Here is a 14321-nt window from a genome sequence, read left to right as displayed (position 1 = left end):
GCCCCAGCCATGGCCGCCTACAAGTACGAAGCGCTCAACGCCGCGGGCCGCAGCACCCAGGGCATCATCGAGGCCGACAACCCGCGCAGCGCGCGTGCGCAGCTGCGCGGCATGGCGCTCACGCCGCTGAGCGTGCAGCAGGTGCAGCAGCACGGCGCCGAGGGGGGCAGCAACCGCTTCAGCAGCCGCGTCTTCGGCGCCACCGCGCTGGCGGTCTGGACGCGCCAGCTGGCCGGCCTGGTGGCCGCCGGCCTGCCGCTGGAGCGCGCCCTCACGGCCCTGGCCGACGAGAGCGAAGACCAGCGCCAGAGGGAGTTGCTGGCGCAGCTGAAGTCCGAGGTGAATGCCGGTTCGCCGTTTGCGCGCGCGCTGGCCAGCGCACCGCGCGAGTTCGACGATGTCTACCGCGCCGTGGTTGCGGCGGGCGAGCAGAGCGGCGCCCTGGGTCCGGTGCTGGAACGGCTGGCCGACGATCTGGAGGAGCGCCAGGCGCTGCGCGGCGAGCTGATCGGCGCGATGGCCTACCCGGCCATCGTCTCGCTGGTGGCCGTCATCATCGTGATCTTCCTGGTCACCTATGTGGTGCCGCAGGTGGCCAGCGTGTTCACCAGCTCCAAGCGCAGCCTGCCCTTTCTGACGGTGGCGATGCTGGCGATCTCCGAGTTCGTGCGCAACTGGGGCTGGGCCATGCTGGCCGGGCTGGTCGGCGCCGGCGTGGCGCTCAAGCTGACGCTGCGACGCGAGGCCTTCCGCGAACGCTTCGACGCCGCCACGCTGGGCCTGCCGGTGATCGGGCGGCTCGCGCGCGGCTACAACGCGGCACGCTTTGCCGGCACGCTGGCGATGCTGGCGGGCGCCGGCGTGCCGATCCTGAAGGCCTTGCAGGCGGCGGCCGAGACGCTCTCCAACCGCGCCATGCGCGCCGACGCGCTGGATGCGCTGGTGCAGGTGCGCGAGGGTGCGCCGCTGGCTTCGGCGCTGGCGGGCAAGAAGCGCTTCCCCGGCATCCTCGCGATGTTTGCGCGCCTGGGCGAACAGACCGGTCAGCTGCCGGCGATGCTGGAGCGCGCCGCGCGCCAGCTGGGCACCGAGGTGAAGCGCCGCGCCATGGCCGCCGCCTCGCTGCTGGAACCGCTGCTGATCGTGGCCATGGGCGGGGTGGTGATGACCATCGTGCTGGCGGTGCTGCAGCCCATCATCCAGCTGAACACCTGGGTCAAATAGGGCGCTGAAACAAACGCAACGCAGCCGCATCGCGGCTGAAGTCTGTTTGCAACCTGGGCTTTCGAAACTGGCCTCCTGCCTCAACCAGGAGTCCCGCATGAACACCCAGCAAGTCCAGCTCGTCCGCAGCAGCTTCGCCCATCTGGCACCGATCGCCGACCGCGTCGCCGCCCTCTTCTACCAACGCCTGTTCGAGCGCAACCCCGAGCTGCGCACCATGTTCCGCGGCGACATGCAGGCCCAGGGCAACAAGCTGATGCAGATGATTGGCGCGGCCGTGGCCCTGCTGGACCAGCCCGAGCACCTCATGCCCGTGCTGCAGAAGCTGGGCCAGCGCCACTACGGCTATGGCGTGCATGCCACGCATTACGACATGGTGGGTGCGGCCCTGCTGCAGACCCTGGATGAAGGCCTCGGGCCCTTGTTCAGCGCGCCGGTGCGCGAGGCCTGGATCAGCATGTATGGCCTGGTGGCCAGCACCATGATCAGCGCCGCGCGCCAAGTCGAGCCGGCGGCGGCCTGATCAGCTCAGCACCGCTTCCAGGGCCGCCAGCAGCTCGGCCTTGGCGAAGGGTTTCTCCAGCCTTGCGCAGCCGGTCTGGTCGAGGAACTGGCTGGCGCCGGCCGAGAGCGTGTCGCCGGTGACGAACAGCATGCGGCGCGCCAGCGCCGGGTGGCGCTCGCGCACCTCGCGCCACAGCGCCGCGCCATCCATGCCCGGCATGCGCAGATCGCTGACGATGGCATCGAAGCGCGCCTCGGCCAGCAGTTCCAGCGCCACCAGGCCGGAGTCGGCATTCGCCACCTCGTAACCGGCCGACTCCAGCATCGCGCGCAGCAGCTCGCCGATCTCGACCTCATCGTCCACCACCAGCACGCGTGCCTTGGCCAGGCCGTCCAGCGCGTCCAGGGGCATGGCGGAGCTGGGCGCGGCGGCCTCGCCGCTGACCGGCAGGCTGAGCCGGAAGCTGGCGCCCCCCTGCTCGCCGGACTCCAGCGCCAGATCGCCGCCATGCTCGCGCACGATGGCGCGCGAGACCGACAGGCCCAGGCCCGTGCCCAGGCCCTCGGCCTTGGTGGTGAAGAAGGGGTCGAAGATCTTCTGCCGCAGCGCCGCCGGCACGCCGGGGCCGTTGTCGGCCACGCGCAGCCAGACGCGCGGCTCGCGGCCCTCGCGGCGTGGCTCCAGGCCGCTGGCGATGCGTATGGTCGCGCCGTTCACGCCGGCCAGCGCATGCTGGGCGTTCACGATCAGGTTCAGCACCACCTGACCCAGCAGGTCGCCGTCGGCGCTGACCTCGGGCATGTCGGCGCCCAGCTGCAGCTGCACCGCCACGCCATGGCTGCGCAAGGTGTAGCCCAGCATCTCGGCGGCGGCGCGTGCCAGGTCATTGACCTGCACCGGCGCGCGCGTGGCGGGGCGTTGGCGCGCCATATTGAGGAAGGTGCGCACGATGCGGCCGCAGCGCTCAGCGGCCTCGCGGATGCGCTGCGCATCCTGCTGCAGGTCCAGGCCCTCGGTCTTTTCCTCCAGCAGGCTGGCGCGGCCCATCACGATCGCCAGCGGATTGTTCAGCTCATGCGCCACGCCGGCCAGCAGACTGCCCATGGCGGTGAGCTTCTCGCTCTGGCGCAGCGCATCGCGCTGGCGCTCGATCTGCTCGGCCGCCTGCTGGCGCTCGGTGACGTCGCTGAGCGAGGCGGTGTAGTGCACCAGGCCGTCCAGCTCGGTGCGGAACAGCACCATCTCCACCTGGATCTCGCTGCCGTCGGCGCGCAGCGCCGGCAGCTGCACGCGGCGCCCCATCACGCGCTGCTCGCCTCCGCCCGAGACGCGCGCCATGCCGGCGTCGTGCATGGCGCGCAGGCGCTCGGGCACGATCACCTCGCCCACCGGCCGGCCCAGCACCGCCTCGCGCGCATGGCCGAACATGAGCTGCGCGGCCGGGTTGAATTCGACGATGTGGCCGGCCTCGTCGGTGGAGACGATGCCGTTGATGGCGTGGTCGATGATGGCGGCCTTGAGCGCCTCGGTCTGGCGCTCCTTGGCCTGCAGCACGCGCTGGCGCTGGAAGGTCTCGGTCACCGCGTCGACCCAGCCCTGCCAGCGCTTGCCCAGCTGCGGCGCCGGCACCTCCCGCTGTTGTTGCTGCTGCTGCGCGAGCGTGCGCAGATAGCCCAGGGCCTTGACCGCCGGACGCACGAAGTTGCGCGTCAGCAGCCATTGGCCGATCACGAAGGTCAGCAGCAGGCCCAGGCCCAGCAAGGCATTGGGCAGCAGGCTGGGCAGGATCTGCGCATACAGCGCCGCGAGCGGCATCGCGTACACATACTGCCAGGGCGAGCCGATGCGCACCGCCGCCACCAGCACCCAGCCCTGGCCATGGTGGACGCCGTCGGGCCCGAACAGCGAGGCATCCAGATCGCTGCGCGCCAGGCCCGCCGGCAGGCGCGACTCGAGCGCCACGCGCACCGGCAGATCGGCCAGGCCCTCGCCCACCGGGGTGCGCAAGGCCTGGGCCGAGTCGGCCAGCACATTGTGTTTGCTGTCGACGATCCAGACCCGGCCGGCCGCGTCACTCCAGCGTTCGGCACGGCGCTGCAGCTCGTCCAGGCGGAAGTCCAGGCTGACCTCGCCGACATAGCGGCCGTCCACCACCGCCACGCCGCCATGCGACATCACCAGCTGGCCGTTCAGCTGGCTCACATAGGGTGCGCCCCAGAAACTGATGTCGTTGGGGTCGCGCGCCAGATCGCGGCGCGTGCGTTCGGCCGCCTCGCGGCGCGGCTTGTCGATGGCGCGCAGGCTGCGCTCACCCATGGACTTGAGCATGCGCTCGGTGGCCACCCAGGGATAGCCGAAGGAGCTGTTGACCTCGGCGGCGGCGAACCAGGTGCCCTCGAAGCCGGGCGCGCGCAGATGCGCCAGGCGCGCCTGCTCAAGAAAGGCCTGGGCGCGCCGCAGCCAGGCGGGATCGGGGGCGCTGCCGTCCAGGGGCGCCCACCAGAACTGGCCGAAGTCCTCCTTGCTGGCCGCGTCCGCCTGGTCCAGCGACCAGCCATCGGCCGCGCCGTCCAGCTGGCGCGCCTGCAGCGCGCGCGCCAGGCGCGGCCCGCCGTCGGGCGGCTCGTTCCAGCGCAGCTCCAGCATGCGGCGCAGGTCCAGCACATGGTCCATGGCAGGGCGCACCACCGCCTCCAGCTCCTGGGCGCGCTCCTGGGCGCGGCGCAGCAGCTGGCTCTCGGCATCGCGCACGCGCTGCTGGAACTCCAGCACCGACAGCACCGCCAGCAACAGCAGCATGGGCACCAGCAACAGCCAGAGCTGGCGCCGCGTGGCACGCAGCACCAGTTCCACACCGTCGCGCTCGGTGCCGCGCTCAGTCATTGCGGCACGAACACATAACCCACGTTGCGTACCGTCTTGATCAGCTCGGGCTTGTCGGGGTTGCGCTCGATCTTGCGCCGCAAGCGCATCACGCGCAGGTCGATGGAGCGGTCAAACACATCCCAGCCGCGGTTGTGCGCCTGCTCCATGATCTGGTCGCGGTTCAGCGGCCGGTTCGGGTGGCGGGCGAACAAGAGCAGCAGGTCGTATTCGGCCGCGGTGATCTCGATCTCGCTGCCATCGGCGGCGAAGAGCTTGCGCTGATCCAGGTCCAGCAGGCGCTCGCCAAAGCGCACGCGCCGGCCCTCCTCGGGGGCCGCAGCGGCTGGTGCGGCTGCGGCGGCGGCCGGAGCCGGCACCAGCTGGGTGCGCCGCAGCACCGCGCGCACGCGCGCCAGCAACTCGCGCAGCTCGCAGGGCTTGGCCAGGTAATCGTCGGCACCGAGCTCCAGGCCGACGATGCGATCGACCGTCTCGCCCGCGGTGGTGAGCATCAGGAACGGCAGGCCGGGGTGGGCATCGCGCATCCAGCGCGCCAGCGAGAGGCCGTTCTCGCCCGGCATGTTCACATCCAGGATGGCCAGCGCCGGCAGCGCCTGGCTGGCCAGCAGCTGGCGGGCAGCCTGGGCATCCGCCGCCGCCTGCACCGCAAAGCCGTGCCGCCCCAGGTACTCGGACAGCAGCTCGCGCAGCTCCGGCTCGTCATCCACCACCAGCACGGTGGCGGGGGCAAGGCTTGCGCTGAGGCTCATGCACGGGGCTCCAAGTCCAGGGGAAGAACGGCTGGGATGATAGCCAGCGGCCGGGCCCGGTGCGAACAGGGATTCCATCACTCAGGCGCCGACCCAGGCGTCCGCCAGCTGCGCCACCAGCTGCGCCGCCACCGCCAGCAAGGGCAGGCTGGCCAGCACGCGCTGCCACTGGCTGTCGCTGCGGTAGGCGGGTGAACCGGGGGCGTAGCACTCGCCCAGGTCTTCGAGGTCTTCGGCAAAGGCCTCGCTGCGGAAGGTCGGCAATTCGGTCATGGGGCTCTCCTGCTGCTGCCACTCAGAACCGTGGCGGGTTGGAGAGACTGTCGCGGGCGCGGGTTTCAGCCGCACTTCAGGGCCGGGCGGCCATGTTTCATTTGTTTCAGCCGCAACGCCGGCCCGAGCTCCGGAACAAATCGACGAATTGGGGCTTACTCCAACACCACGCGGGCCCGCAGTTTGCTTGAATGGAAGCGGGCACACGCATGCCACGCCTCAGGAGTTGGGTCATGAGCACAAACGCCATCGCTTGTCTGGGTCCGCGCATCCCGATCGCGCAGATGCGCAGCGTCTACAGCGTGCAGGAGGTCGAGAAGAAGCTCGGCAAGCTCTCCAAGCAGGAGCATGAGCCGCTGCGCTCCACCTACCAGCGCATGCTGGACAAGGGCCCGCAGCGCTTTCAGGTCAAGCCCTCCGGCCTGCCGGCGATGCAGCACCTCTACGAGGAACTGCCGAATTTCCAGAACGTGCTGGACGATGTGCGGCGCCAGATCGCGCTGTGCGAGGACAGCGGCGACCCGCTGGAGATCACCCCGCTGCTGCTGCTGGGCCCGCCCGGCATCGGCAAGACGCATTTCGCGCGCCAGCTGGCGCAGCTGCTGGGCACCGGCATGGGCTTCATCTCGATGAGTTCGCTGACCGCCGGCTGGGTGCTCTCGGGCGCCTCCAGCCAATGGAAAGGCGCGCGCCCCGGCAAGGTCTTCGAGGCCCTGGTGGACGGCGACTACGCCAACCCGGTGATGGTGGTGGACGAGATCGACAAGGCCGGCGGCGAGGCCGCCTACGATCCGCTGGGCTCGCTCTACAGCCTCTTGGAGCACGACACCGCGGGCAGCTTCATGGACGAATTCGCCGAGGTGGCGGTGGACGCCAGCCAGCTCATCTGGGTGGCCACCGCCAACGATGCGCGCGGCATTCCGGAGCCGATCCTGAACCGCGTGAATGTGTACGAGGTGGAGGCGCCGGACTTCGAGGCCGCCCGCCATATCGCGCTGACCCTGTACCAATCGATCCGCCAGCAGCATGACTGGGGCCGGCGCTTCGACGAGCAGCCCGGCGACGCGGTGCTGGACCGCATGGCCGAGCTGGCGCCGCGCGAGATGCGGCGCGCCTGGATGACCGCCTTCGGCAATGCCAAGCTGGCGCATCGCGGCACCCTGCTGTGCGAGGACCTGCCCGACCCGGGCAAGAAGCGCGGCGCGATAGGCTTCATGCAGTAGGGCCAGTCAGCGCCGCGCCGCCCCTATGATCCCGGCATGCCCAAGAGCCTTGCCGGACAACTCGTCGTCGCCATCTCCTCGCGCGCCCTGTTCGACTTCGAAGAGGAGAACCAGCTCTTCGAGGACGGCGACGACCGCGCCTATATGGCCCTGCAGCAGCTGCGCCTGGACCTGCCCGCCAAGCCCGGCGTGGCCTTTTCGCTGGTGCACAAGCTGATGGCCTTCAATGAAGGCGAAGCGGCGCAGCGCGTGGAGGTGGTGGTGCTCTCGCGCAACGACCCGATCTCCGGCATGCGCGTGTTCCGCTCGGCCAAGGCCCATGGGCTGGACATCCAGCGCGGCGTGTTCACGCGCGGCCAGAGCCCCTGGCGCTATCTGCGGCCGCTGAACGCGCAGCTATTTCTCTCGGCCAACGAGGAGGATGTGCGTTCAGCCCTGGCGGCGGGCGTGGCGGCGGCGCGCGTCGTGCCCTATTCGGCCCATGCCTCGGAGGCCCACCCCAAGGAGCTGCGCATCGCCTTCGACGGCGACGCGGTGCTGTTCTCCGACGAGGCCGAGCAGGTGTTCCAGCGCGAGGGGCTGGACGCCTTCCAGCAGCATGAGCGCGAGCATGTGCTGCGCCCGCTGCCGGCCGGCCCCTTCAAGCCGGTGCTGGAGGCCCTGCACCGACTGCAGCGCGAGCCCCGCGGCGGCATGAAGGTGCGCACCGCCCTGGTGACGGCGCGCAGCGCGCCGGCGCATGAACGCGCCATCCGCACCCTGATGGATTGGCAGATCGAGGTCGACGAGGCGATGTTCCTCGGCGGCCTGGACAAGGGTGAATTCCTGCGCGAGTTCGAGCCCGACTTCTTCTTCGACGACCAGGCCGGCCACATCCGCAGCGCCAGCGCCCACGTGCCCTCGGGGCACGTGGCGAGCGGGGTCAAGAATGAAACTTAGCTGAGGGTCACGCGCGCGAACTTGCGTTTGCCCACCTGCACCACCACCGTGCCGGCCTCGAGCTTCAGCCCCTTGTCGCTGATCACCGTGCCGTCCACGCGCACGCCGCCCTGCTCCACCATGCGCGCGGCCTCGCTGCCCGAGGCCACCAGGCCCGCGGCCTTGAGCACCGCGGCAATGCCCAGCGGCGCGCCGGCAAGCGCCAGCTCGGGGATGTCGTCCGGGATGCCGCCCTTGGCGCGGTTGTTGAAGTCCTGCGCGGCGGCCTCGGCCGCCGCGGCGCTGTGGAAGCGCACGGTGATCTCCTTGGCCAGCAGGACCTTGGCATCCTTGGGGTTGCGGCCGGCCGCCACCTCGGCCTTCAGGCCGGCGATCTCCTCGATCGAGCGGAACGACAGTAGGTCGAACCACTTCCACATCTGCACATCGCTGATCGAGAGCACCTTGGCAAACATGCTGTTGGCCGGCTCGGTGATACCGATGTAGTTGTTCTTGGACTTGGACATCTTCTCGATGCCGTCCAGGCCTTCCAGCAGCGGCATGGTCAGGATGCACTGCGGCTCCTGGCCATACTCCTGCTGCAGATGGCGGCCCATCAGGAGATTGAACTTCTGGTCGGTGCCACCCAGCTCCAGATCGCTCCGCAGCGCCACCGAGTCATAGCCCTGCATCAGCGGGTAGAGGAACTCGTGCACCGAGATCGGGGTCTGGCTGGCGAAGCGCTTGGCGAAGTCGTCGCGCTCCATCATGCGCGCCACCGTGTACTTGGCGGCCAGCTGGATCATGCCGCTGGCGCCCAGCGGCTCGCTCCACTCGCTGTTGTAGCGGATCTCGGTACGGGCCGGGTCCAGCACCAGCTTGGCCTGGGCGTAATAGGTCTCGGCATTCGCCTTGATCTGCTCCTTGGTGAGCGGCGGGCGCGTGCTGTTGCGACCCGAGGGGTCGCCGATCATGGAGGTGAAGTCGCCGATCAGGAAGATCACCTGGTGCCCCAGGTCCTGCAGCTGGCGCATCTTGTTGAGCACCACGGTGTGGCCGATGTGGATGTCGGGCGCCGTCGGATCCAGGCCCAGCTTGATGCGCAGCGGCTGGCCGGTGGCTTCCGAGCGGGCCAGCTTCTGCAGCCAGTCCGCCTGGGGCAGAAGTTCCTCGCAGCCGCGCAGGGAGATGCGCAGGGCCTCCTCGACCTTGTCCGTCACCGGGTAGCGCGGCGCGGCCTTGGCCTCATGGGCAGTGGCGGCGGGGGTGGCGGTCGGCGTAGTTCGGGATTCGGACATAGGGCATGCTCTGGCCCCCTCTTGGCAGAGGTAAAGCCTTGATTTGTCGGGTTTTCTAGGCGTTGACGCCGCGATCGCCTGGGTATACTCGCGGCTCCTTTTGTGAGCGGACGGGCCGGTGAGGGACCGCCGCAAAAGCTACGAGATTCTAGTGGACGCCCCGGGGCGTCCGATCTGGAGGGCCGGTTTGTAGGGGCCCGTACAACAACAAGACCTTGGGTTTTTGAGCGTGACCGACTGGATATTCGAGACGAAACAGGCTCTGGCGCGAGCCGAAGCCTTTGCCGCTCGGCATCCGCGTGCGCTCACCGGCACGGTGGTGACGCTGCTGAGCGGCTTTGCCATCACCGCCTTCGGTATTGCTCCGCTGGCGCCCGATGCGCGGGACCTGCCCCAGCACCAGATCAGCCAGGCCGTGCAGGTGCCCGATCTTGAGGAGCAGCTGGCCGCGCTGGCCGCGCACCAGATCGGCCTGACCCGCAACGAATTCACCCGCGCCAGCGACACCGCCGACAGCCTGCTCAAGCGCCTGGGCGCCTATGACCCGGCGTTTGCGCAGTTCCTGCGCAGCGACGCCACCGCCAAGCGCCTGCTGCAGGGCCGCGCCGGCAAGATGGTGCAGCTGACCGCCAACGCCGCCGGCGTGGTGGAAAGCCTGGTGGCGCGCTTCCCGGCCGAGAAGGCCGAGCAGCAATCCACCCATTTCAGCCGCCTGAGCATTGGCCGCGCGGCCGATGGCGGCTTTGCCGCCAAGCTGGAGAGCGCGGCGCTGGAAACCCAGACCCGGCTGGGCAGCGGCACCATCCGCAGCTCGCTGTTTGCCGCCACCGACGAAGCCAACATCCCCGATGGCGTGGCCTCGCAGATGGCCGACATGTTCTCGGGCGACATCGATTTCCACCGCGAACTGCGCAAGGGCGATCGTTTCTCCATCGTCTACGAGACCCTCACCGCCGATGGCGAGCCGATCAACTGGGACAGCGCGGCCGGCCGCGTGGTGGCCGGCGAGTTCGTCAACAACGGCAAGACCTACTCGGCCCTGTGGTTCAAGGACCCGGCCAGCGGCAAGGCCAGCTATTACGGCTTCGACGGCCAGAGCAAGCGCCGCGCCTTCCTGGCCAGCCCGATGGAGTTCTCGCGCGTGACCTCCGGGTTCTCGATGCGCTTCCACCCGATTCTGCAGACCTGGCGCCAGCATCTGGGCACCGATTACGGCGCCCCCAGCGGCACCGCGGTGCGCAGCGTCGGCGACGGCACGGTGGACTTTGCCGGCTGGCAGAACGGCTTCGGCAACGTCATCCATCTGCGCCACAGCGGCGACCGGACCACGGTCTACGCGCACCTGAGCCGCATCGATGTGAAGAAGGGCCAGCGCGTCGAGCAGGGCCAGAAGATCGGTGCCGTGGGCGCCACCGGCTGGGCCACCGGCCCGCATCTGCATTTTGAATTCCGCGTGCGTGGCCAGCACCAGGACCCGCGCGCGATTGCACGCGCCTCCGAGGCCATCACCCTGCCGGCCACCGCACGCGCCATCTTCATGCAGACCGTGGCGGGCGTGAAGACGCAGCTGGCGGTGGCCGAATCGATGGGCGAAGGCGTCAGCGGCGCCGACTGAACAAGCATCGCGCCGTGCTCTATATCGGACTGATGTCCGGCACCTCGCTGGACGGGGTGGACGCGGTACTCAGCCGCTTTGCCGCCGATGGCAGCATGCAGACGCTGGCGCATCGCCACCAGCCCTTTCCCGACACCTTGCGCAGCGAACTGCTGGCGCTCAACAGCCCCGTTGGCGATGAGCTGCATCGCGCCGCGCTGGCGGCCAACGGCGTGGCGCGCAGCTACGCTGCCCTGGTTGGGGAACTGCTGGGCCAGAGTGGCCAGCGCGCCGCCGACATCAGCGCCCTGGGTGCCCATGGGCAGACGGTGCGCCACCGGCCCGGCGAGTTCGATGGCTGCGGCTATACCAGCCAATTGCTCAACGGCGCCCTGCTGGCCGAGCTGAGCGGCATCGGCGTGGTGTGCGATTTCCGCAGCCGCGACCTGGCCGCCGGCGGGCAAGGCGCCCCGCTGGTGCCGGCCTTCCACCAGGCCTTGTTCGGCCGCCGCGATGCGGACGTGGCGGTGCTGAACATCGGCGGCATCAGCAATATCAGCCTGCTGCATGGCGATGGCCGCGTCGGCGGCTTCGATTGCGGGCCGGGCAACTGCCTGATGGATCTGTGGATCGACCGCCATCGGGGCCTGGCCTATGACGCCGCGGGTGCCTGGGCCGCCCAGGGCCAGGTCTTGCCCGCCTTGCTGGCCGCCATGCTGGCCGAACCCTATTTCCACCAGGCGCCGCCGCGCAGCACCGGGCGCGATCTGTTCAACGCGCGCTGGCTGGACGTGCTGCTGGCGCAGCATGCGCCCGATGCGGCCGCCGTCGACGTGCAAGCCACCCTGCTGGAGCTGACCGCGCAATGCTGTGCGAGCAGCCTGCTGCAGTACGGCGGCGGTGCGCCGGCCGAGTTGCTGGTCTGTGGCGGCGGCGCGCTCAACACACGCCTGATGGCCGGCCTGCAGGCCCTGCTGCCCGGCCGGGCGGTGCTGGCCACCGATGCGCGCGGCCTGCCGGCGATGCAGGTGGAGGCTGCCGCCTTCGCCTGGCTGGCGCATCGCTTCATGCAGCGCCTGCCGGGCAATCTCGCCAGCGTCACCGGGGCGCGCGGCGCGCGCGTGCTGGGCGCGCTCTACCCGGCCTAGAAACGCAAAAGCCGCCCGCAGGCGGCTTGCAGACGGAGGGCCGAGCTCAGGCCGAGCTCAGGCCGAGAAACTCGAGCCGCAACCGCAGGTGGTGGTCGCGTTCGGGTTCTTGATCACGAACTGTGCGCCCTGCAGGTCTTCCTTGTAGTCGATCTCGGCACCCATCAGGTACTGCAGGCTCATGGCGTCGATCAAGAGCGTCACGCCGTTCTTGTTCATCGCGGTATCGTCCTCGTTCACGGCCTCGTCAAAGGTGAAGCCGTACTGGAAGCCCGAGCACCCGCCGCCCTGCACGAACACGCGCAGCTTCAGCTCGGGATTGCCTTCCTCGGCCACCAGATCACGCACCTTCTCGGCCGCGCTGTCGGTGAAGATCAGCGGCGCCGGGATATCGCTGGGGCCGGCCGTCGTGGATTCGAGAACTGCGCTCATGCTGTGGTTCCTGCGGAAAAGAAGTTGGCCGGATTATCGCCCAGCCCGGCACTCAAGTATTCCGTGACGGGCGGCAGGCCCTTGGGCGCCAACGGGTATTGATGGCGCTGCGGCCGGCGGAAATGAAACAAGGCCGCTTGCGCGGCCTTGTTGCGTGCTTGGCCACCAGGGGCCAGGCAGAGGGATCGATCAGCGCTTGCTGAACTGCTTCCGGCGACGTGCACCGTGCAGACCGACCTTCTTACGCTCGACTTCACGCGCATCACGCGTGACGAAGCCGGCGCGGCTCAGTTCGGGCTTCAGGGCTGCGTCGTAGTCGATCAGCGCGCGGGTGATGCCGTGGCGCACAGCACCGGCTTGACCCGACTCGCCACCACCGTGGACGTTCACCTTGATGTCGAAGGCTTCGCCATTGTTCGTCAGCAGCAGGGGCTGCTTGGCGATCATGATGGACGTTTGACGGCCGAAATAATCAACGATGGCCTTGCCATTGATGATGATTTGGCCCGTGCCCTTCTTGATGAAGACACGTGCGACCGACGACTTGCGGCGGCCGGTACCATAGTTCCAGTTTCCGATCATCACCGCTCCTTAGATTTCCAGAGCCTTGGGCTGCTGGGCGGCGTGCGGGTGGGAACCACCTGCATACACCTTCAGCTTCTTCACCATGGCATAGCCCAACGGACCCTTGGGCAGCATGCCCTTGACAGCCTTCTCCAGGGCACGGCCCGGATGCTTGGCTTGCATGTCCTTGAACTTGGTGGCGTAGATGCCACCAGGGAAGCCACTGTGACGGTAGTACACCTTGTCGGTGGCCTTGTTGCCGGTCACGCGCAGCTTGTCTGCGTTGATGATGACGATGAAATCACCGGTATCCACGTGAGGCGTGTAAATGGCCTTGTGCTTGCCGCGCAAACGGAGTGCCACTTCGCTGGCAACACGTCCGAGCACCTTGTCGGTGGCGTCAATCACAAACCACTCGTGCGTCACCTCGGCCGGCTTGGCGCTGAAGGTCTTCATGAGTTTCTTTCGATTTGCCGGCCACAAACTGAAGCCGGCGGTCTATTGGCTGATTCAGTCTCTGCGCCTGATTCGGTGCTGCTTGTTTGTGCAGTACAACCCGCACATGCAGCCTCTCACCCCAGCGGCAAAGACTTCTTCCCCGCAGCCAAATACGGGAAAGCCCGCGAGTGTACCAGCGAATCAGGGCAAGGCCAAGCCCGCCCTAGAGTTCACGCTCGAGGCCGGCCGCGCGGCCTCCGGTACTATGCGGGTTTTTACGTAGCCCCGGAGCAACTCCATGAGTTCGCGCGAACCCTCAGCACTTGCCGATCCCGCCGTCAGCGAGCCCGAGGCCGCGCCCGCCGCATGGGGGCCGGTTGCTGCCCTGCAGCGCTTTGCCTCCTGGGTACCGATACGCTCGCTGGCGCGCCGGCATCGCCGTCGCATCAATGACCATCTGCTGGCCCTGACCGAGCGCGATCGCTACCTGCGCTTCGGCTATCCGGCCTCCGACGAGCAGATCTCGCGCTATGCCAACTCGCTGGATTTCGAGCGCGACGAGGTCTTCGGCATCTTCAACCGCCGGCTTCAGCTGGTGGCCATGGCCCACCTGGCCTATGAGCCGGCACCCCAGCGCGCGGGCAAGCCGGCGATGGCCGAGTTCGGCGTGTCGGTGCTGCCGAGCGCGCGCGGTCGCGGTTTCGGCGCCCGCCTGTTCGAGCATGCCGCCCTGCATGCCCGCAACCGCGGCATCGAGACCATGTTCATCCACGCGCTGAGCGAGAACGCGCCCATGCTCAAGATCGCCCGCAATGCCGGCGCCACGGTGGAGCGCGACGGCAGCGAGTCGGAAGCCTGGCTGCGCCTGCCGCCCGACTCGGTCTCGTCCCATGTGGGCGAGGCGATCGAGCGCCATCTGGCCGAGCTGGACTTCCAGTTCAAGCGCCATGCGCGCGTGCTGGGGGATCTGATCGACGGCGTCGCCGAGGTCAAGTCCAACTACGACAGCGCCGGCAAGGCCGCCAAGCAGTAGCCGCAAGCGGGCGCAATGCGCCCACACAAGCACAAA

General features: G+C 68.7%; 14 protein-coding genes. 7 read left to right on the top strand and 7 right to left on the bottom strand.

The window, feature by feature from the left end; translation table 11 throughout:
- Nucleotides 1–9 precede the first annotated feature (9 nt).
- Nucleotides 10–1224: a type II secretion system inner membrane protein GspF gene (gspF, locus tag PFX98_RS12675; RefSeq protein WP_285230870.1), complete on the top strand. Its 1215-nt coding sequence runs from the start codon at nucleotides 10–12 to the stop codon at nucleotides 1222–1224.
- Nucleotides 1225–1321: 97 nt separating this feature from the next.
- On the top strand, nucleotides 1322–1747 hold the full coding sequence (locus tag PFX98_RS12670; protein WP_285230869.1) for a globin family protein: 426 nt from the start codon (nucleotides 1322–1324) through the stop codon (nucleotides 1745–1747).
- Here the strand turns inward: PFX98_RS12670 and PFX98_RS12665 are convergent, their stop codons facing one another.
- The 3 genes from PFX98_RS12665 to PFX98_RS12655 all read right to left on the bottom strand — a co-directional run bounded on the left by PFX98_RS12665 (nucleotide 1748) and on the right by PFX98_RS12655 (nucleotide 5637).
- Nucleotides 1748–4612 carry a hybrid sensor histidine kinase/response regulator gene (locus tag PFX98_RS12665; RefSeq protein WP_285230868.1) on the bottom strand — a complete coding sequence of 955 codons (2865 nt, stop codon included), beginning with the start codon at nucleotides 4610–4612 and terminating at the stop codon, nucleotides 1748–1750.
- On the bottom strand, nucleotides 4609–5364 hold the full coding sequence (locus tag PFX98_RS12660) for a response regulator (RefSeq protein ID WP_285230867.1): 756 nt from the start codon (nucleotides 5362–5364) through the stop codon (nucleotides 4609–4611). The genes PFX98_RS12665 and PFX98_RS12660 overlap by 4 nt, the downstream gene beginning before the upstream one ends.
- Nucleotides 5365–5445: 81 nt before the next feature.
- On the bottom strand, nucleotides 5446–5637 hold the full coding sequence (locus PFX98_RS12655; protein ID WP_285230866.1) for a hypothetical protein: 192 nt from the start codon (nucleotides 5635–5637) through the stop codon (nucleotides 5446–5448).
- Between the two features lie 233 nt (nucleotides 5638–5870).
- Between PFX98_RS12655 and PFX98_RS12650 the strand changes: the two genes are divergently transcribed.
- Nucleotides 5871–6860: an AAA family ATPase gene (locus tag PFX98_RS12650; protein WP_285230865.1), complete on the top strand. Its 990-nt coding sequence runs from the start codon at nucleotides 5871–5873 to the stop codon at nucleotides 6858–6860.
- Nucleotides 6861–6896: 36 nt separating this feature from the next.
- Nucleotides 6897–7799: a 5'-nucleotidase gene (locus PFX98_RS12645; RefSeq protein WP_285230864.1), complete on the top strand. Its 903-nt coding sequence runs from the start codon at nucleotides 6897–6899 to the stop codon at nucleotides 7797–7799.
- On the opposite strand, the gene tyrS is transcribed toward PFX98_RS12645, so the two are convergent.
- The gene (gene tyrS / locus PFX98_RS12640; RefSeq protein ID WP_285230863.1) at nucleotides 7796–9076 is read right to left on the bottom strand and encodes a tyrosine--tRNA ligase; all 1281 of its coding nucleotides are present in this window, start codon (nucleotides 9074–9076) and stop codon (nucleotides 7796–7798) included. The genes PFX98_RS12645 and tyrS overlap by 4 nt on opposite strands.
- Before the next feature lie 229 nt (nucleotides 9077–9305).
- Between tyrS and PFX98_RS12635 the strand changes: the two genes are divergently transcribed.
- Entirely contained in the window at nucleotides 9306–10691 is a 1386-nt protein-coding gene (locus PFX98_RS12635; RefSeq protein WP_285230862.1) for a M23 family metallopeptidase, read from the top strand.
- A gap of 14 nt (nucleotides 10692–10705) precedes the next feature.
- A complete protein-coding gene (locus PFX98_RS12630) occupies nucleotides 10706–11818 on the top strand; it encodes an anhydro-N-acetylmuramic acid kinase (RefSeq protein WP_285230861.1) in 1113 nt (370 codons plus the stop codon).
- 57 nt (nucleotides 11819–11875) lie between these two features.
- Here PFX98_RS12630 and erpA read toward each other — a convergent pair whose 3' ends face one another.
- The 3 genes from erpA to rplM form a co-directional block, all read right to left on the bottom strand.
- Nucleotides 11876–12250 carry an iron-sulfur cluster insertion protein ErpA gene (gene erpA / locus PFX98_RS12625; RefSeq protein WP_285230860.1) on the bottom strand — a complete coding sequence of 125 codons (375 nt, stop codon included), beginning with the start codon at nucleotides 12248–12250 and terminating at the stop codon, nucleotides 11876–11878.
- 189 nt (nucleotides 12251–12439) lie between these two features.
- Nucleotides 12440–12832 (bottom strand): 30S ribosomal protein S9, encoded by a 393-nt coding sequence (rpsI, locus tag PFX98_RS12620; RefSeq protein WP_285230859.1) that lies wholly within the window; start codon nucleotides 12830–12832, stop codon nucleotides 12440–12442.
- A 9-nt stretch (nucleotides 12833–12841) separates the two neighbouring features.
- Nucleotides 12842–13270 (bottom strand): 50S ribosomal protein L13, encoded by a 429-nt coding sequence (gene rplM / locus PFX98_RS12615; RefSeq protein WP_285230858.1) that lies wholly within the window; start codon nucleotides 13268–13270, stop codon nucleotides 12842–12844.
- 280 nt (nucleotides 13271–13550) lie between these two features.
- Between rplM and PFX98_RS12610 the strand changes: the two genes are divergently transcribed.
- A complete protein-coding gene (locus PFX98_RS12610) occupies nucleotides 13551–14285 on the top strand; it encodes a GNAT family N-acetyltransferase (protein ID WP_285230857.1) in 735 nt (244 codons plus the stop codon).
- Nucleotides 14286–14321 lie beyond the last annotated feature (36 nt).

It is taken from the genome of Paucibacter sediminis (genome assembly GCF_030254645.1).
In the GTDB taxonomy this organism is placed as follows: domain Bacteria; phylum Pseudomonadota; class Gammaproteobacteria; order Burkholderiales; family Burkholderiaceae_C; genus Paucibacter_B; species Paucibacter_B sediminis.
Note: the sequence above shows the minus strand (reverse complement) of the source record. Positions and strands in the feature narration are given on the sequence as shown.